6 protein-coding genes are annotated in these 3,187 nt (G+C 36.6%); 2 read left to right on the forward strand and 4 right to left on the reverse strand.

Features of this window, described 5'->3' with window-relative positions; translation table 11 throughout:
• Window positions 1-9 precede the first annotated feature (9 nt).
• The gene (locus tag Wcon_RS12695) at window positions 10-375 is read left to right on the forward strand and encodes a group II intron maturase-specific domain-containing protein (protein ID WP_255565485.1); all 366 of its coding nucleotides are present in this window, start codon (window positions 10-12) and stop codon (window positions 373-375) included.
• Window positions 376-827: 452 nt separating this feature from the next.
• Entirely contained in the window at window positions 828-2,057 is a 1,230-nt protein-coding gene (locus Wcon_RS10830) for an ankyrin repeat domain-containing protein (protein ID WP_114517988.1), read from the forward strand.
• Window positions 2,058-2,103: 46 nt separating this feature from the next.
• Here Wcon_RS10830 and Wcon_RS13640 read toward each other — a convergent pair whose 3' ends face one another.
• From Wcon_RS13640 to Wcon_RS13655, 4 genes are all read right to left on the reverse strand, one after another.
• Window positions 2,104-2,424 (reverse strand): integrase core domain-containing protein, encoded by a 321-nt coding sequence (locus Wcon_RS13640; RefSeq protein WP_458694584.1) that lies wholly within the window; start codon window positions 2,422-2,424, stop codon window positions 2,104-2,106.
• Window positions 2,425-2,690: 266 nt separating this feature from the next.
• Window positions 2,691-2,831 carry a hypothetical protein gene (locus Wcon_RS13645; RefSeq protein WP_458694580.1) on the reverse strand — a complete coding sequence of 47 codons (141 nt, stop codon included), beginning with the start codon at window positions 2,829-2,831 and terminating at the stop codon, window positions 2,691-2,693.
• 24 nt (window positions 2,832-2,855) lie between these two features.
• Window positions 2,856-3,035 carry a helix-turn-helix domain-containing protein gene (locus Wcon_RS13650; RefSeq protein WP_458694579.1) on the reverse strand — a complete coding sequence of 60 codons (180 nt, stop codon included), beginning with the start codon at window positions 3,033-3,035 and terminating at the stop codon, window positions 2,856-2,858.
• Window positions 2,989-3,120, reverse strand: coding sequence for a hypothetical protein (locus tag Wcon_RS13655; protein ID WP_338062146.1), 132 nt, complete (start codon window positions 3,118-3,120; stop codon window positions 2,989-2,991). Before Wcon_RS13655 ends, Wcon_RS13650 begins: the two co-directional genes overlap by 47 nt.
• Window positions 3,121-3,187 lie beyond the last annotated feature (67 nt).

Raw genomic sequence — 3,187 nt, forward strand, 5'->3', positions numbered from 1 at the left:
TCGCAACCGATAGGGAAGGTGATAAAAATCATCAATCCAATATTGAGAGGGTGGACAAACTACTTTAGAATTGGGAACTCAAGTCGAAGCTTCAACTACGTTAAACAATGGGTAGAAAAGAAAACAAGACGCAACTTAATGAGATCCAGGAAAATGCGAAAAGGATTTGGCTGGAAGAGGTGGAGTAAGGAATGGATAGATAAACTTGGTCTGTATTCAGACTATAGAATACGATACTATGAACCGAAAGCACAACCAGTACAATATGTTATAAACTTTGGTAAGAATCTGCTAGGAAAGCGTAGTGCGGGAAAACCGCATGCTGCGTTTGATGAGGCGGGAGCTGGAAACGTAAATATGGGAATTTTGGATTGAGGTCCTCAACGAAAGCGAATGGAATAACCACCAAACCCTAAAGGAGGCGCGCCAGCTCTCGACCCTACCATCAAGCACTTTTTCTCTCCGAGTCACACATTATCTTTTTTGTATCAAGTTGCTCCCCTATGATTCCTATATTTTACCATCATATTTCCCATATTGGATTTTCTTATTACATTCATGACAAACAACAAGTTCGTAAGGATCATTTGGTAGCGCAAAAAAAACTCAAAACTCTTACCCCTTGATGAATTTGTATGTTCCCAGTATTTCTGAATTATTTATACTAAATCCTTACCATCACACTCTGAAACCATACGCCTATTAGTACTATGCAACAAAGCCATTCAGGTTCTGAAAATATATTGACATTGGAATATTAAGTCTGTAAGTAAGGCAGAGGGCTGTGAATCCTCATATACAAGTAAAATTTATTTTTAGGAGGCTGTATGTTAGCAACCAAGCAATTAGATTGTAGAAGTGATGTAATTGGTCTTTTTAGTGAGGAAAAAAGAACTAGTGTTAGGGGCAAATATAAAGATACTCCTATTCATGTTGCTGCCAAGCGTGGTCAATTGGATGAAGTAAAACGTCTTATAGAAGAAGGTGCTGATATCAATGCTAAAGGCGAGGATGGATATACTCCTCTGCATTATGCTGCTGAGGGTGGTTGGTTAGATATAGCAAAGTATCTTGTAGAAGAAAGAAGGGCTGATATCAATGCTATGAATGCTAAAGGAGAGGTGCCTCTGCATATGGCTGTTTTCGGAAGTGTAGATATGGTGAAGTATTTCGAAGAGAAAGGAGCTGATATTAATATTAAGGATGAATATGGCATCTCTCTTTTACATTATGCTGCAGAGGGTTCAAAATTAGATATAGTAAGGTACCTCATAGAAAAAGGAGGGATTGACTTTAATATTAAGAGTCCCAATGGAGTGACTCTTTTGCATATTGCTGCTTTTAGTGGGGCTTTAGATGTGGTAAAGTACTTAATAGAAGAAAAAGGTGTTAATTTCAATGTTAAGGATAAGTATTGCTATACTCCTTTGCATCATGCTGCTAAGGGTGAGCAGTCAGGTGTAGTTAAGTATTTTGTAGAAGGAAAAGGTGTTGATTTTAATATCGAGGGTTTTTTAAGAAGAACTCCTTTGCATGTTGCTGCTCTCGGTGGAAGTTTTGGTGTGGTAAAGTACTTAGTAGAAGAAAAAGGTGCTAATTTCAATGTTAAGGATGGTAATGGTGGAACTCCTCTGCATATTGCTGCTTTCAGTGGGGCTTTAGGTATTGTAAAGTACCTCATAGAAGAAAAAGGTGTTGATTTTAATGTTAAAGATGGTAGCAATAGAACTCTTCTGCATTATGCTGCTGATAAAGGGTTAAAGTGTGCTGCTTGGCCTGGGAGACCAGATTATACTGTTGGTGCTGAAAGATTACATGTAATAAAGTATCTCATAGAAGAAAAAGGTGTTGATTTTAATACTAAAGATAGTAGCGATAGGACTCCTCTGAATTATGCTACTGAGGCTAAAGAGTTAGATATAGTAGAGTACCTTGAGTCACAAATGAAAGAAAAAAAGACCCAAATTTCTAGTGATCCATCCCCTACTATTGATAACATAACAAGTGTAGAAAGCCTAACTCATTCAACAGATCAGTCTTCTAATGTTTACAGGTAAGGTTACCATTTTTGTAGTAATTCAGACTTGATTTGACAGGCAAGAATTAACTGACAGAAGGATTGAGGTAGTTAAAACTAATATCAGTCTCTTGTTTGATGCTACTAATATTTTTCTGAAAAGCAATATGTTTGCTATCAAGAAAAGTCTGCATCGGTGTTTTGCCATAGCAATATTTACCTGAATGAGGTCTTGTCTCATTGTAAGAACGCAACCAATGATCAACATCTATCTGCAAATCTTCCAAAGAACTGTAGATTTTCTTTCTAAAGATAATATTGTAACACTCATCTTGCATAGTTCTATGAAACCTCTCACATATGCCATTAGTTTGTGGGGTTAGTTCTTGAATGATCAATGTTTTCAATTCCTAAATATAGCTGATAAGCGTGATTTTCTGGTTTGCCACAGTATTCCGTACCCCTATCAGTCAAAATGCGGGATAATGGTACTTTTGTCCATCAAAGAATGGTATGACTCTATCATTAAGAAGATCTGCAGCAGTAATTGCAGTTTTGTCTGTATAAAGCTTTGCCATAGCAACCCTTGAATAGGTATCAATAAAAGTTTGCTGGTCCTATACCCTTCTACATAATAAGTGTCTTGAGAACCTAAGTAACCAGTGTTTCAATTTCACCATCTTTGTTCTTTCACTTTCTCTAAAGCTGCAAGTTGCTCTTCAGTTAAAATTATGCCATCTTGTGCAACCTTCGCTTCAAGAGCTTTAAGTCTTTTTTTGAACGTTTCAATATCGTTTCTTAGCCATACAACCACCTTCGGAAATCCCTTTTTCTCAGCTCATTTGCAGCTCTTTATTGTCCATATGCTGGAAATTCTGTTGCGATCTGCTCTTTCTATGTCTTCGGAAACTCTGTTTGCCATAAGTGATTTTTTCTTACTTATCTCATGCAGTGCTTCTTCTCCTCCATTTTCATATAATTCCTTGAATCGATAAAACGTATCTCTTGAGTAGCCCATACGCTTGAGATACATTTCCTAATTGTTTTGCTAGCTCTAATAACCCTAACTTTGGTTTTAGTATTTTTGCTTGTATTGTACTCATATCTAACACTCCTTTCTTTTATTATTTTATAACTTACTTTTCTAAAGTGTCAGATCAAGTCTTGTTT

The organism is Wolbachia endosymbiont of Cylisticus convexus (assembly GCF_003344345.1).

Coding starts and splice junctions, on each gene's coding strand:
- Wcon_RS13655 (WP_338062146.1), bottom strand. CDS start 3,120: ATGAGTACAATACAAGCAAAAATACTAAAACCAAAGTTAGGGTTATTA.
- Wcon_RS13650 (WP_458694579.1), bottom strand. CDS start 3,035: ATGGGCTACTCAAGAGATACGTTTTATCGATTCAAGGAATTATATGAA.
- Wcon_RS10830 (WP_114517988.1), top strand. CDS start 828: ATGTTAGCAACCAAGCAATTAGATTGTAGAAGTGATGTAATTGGTCTT.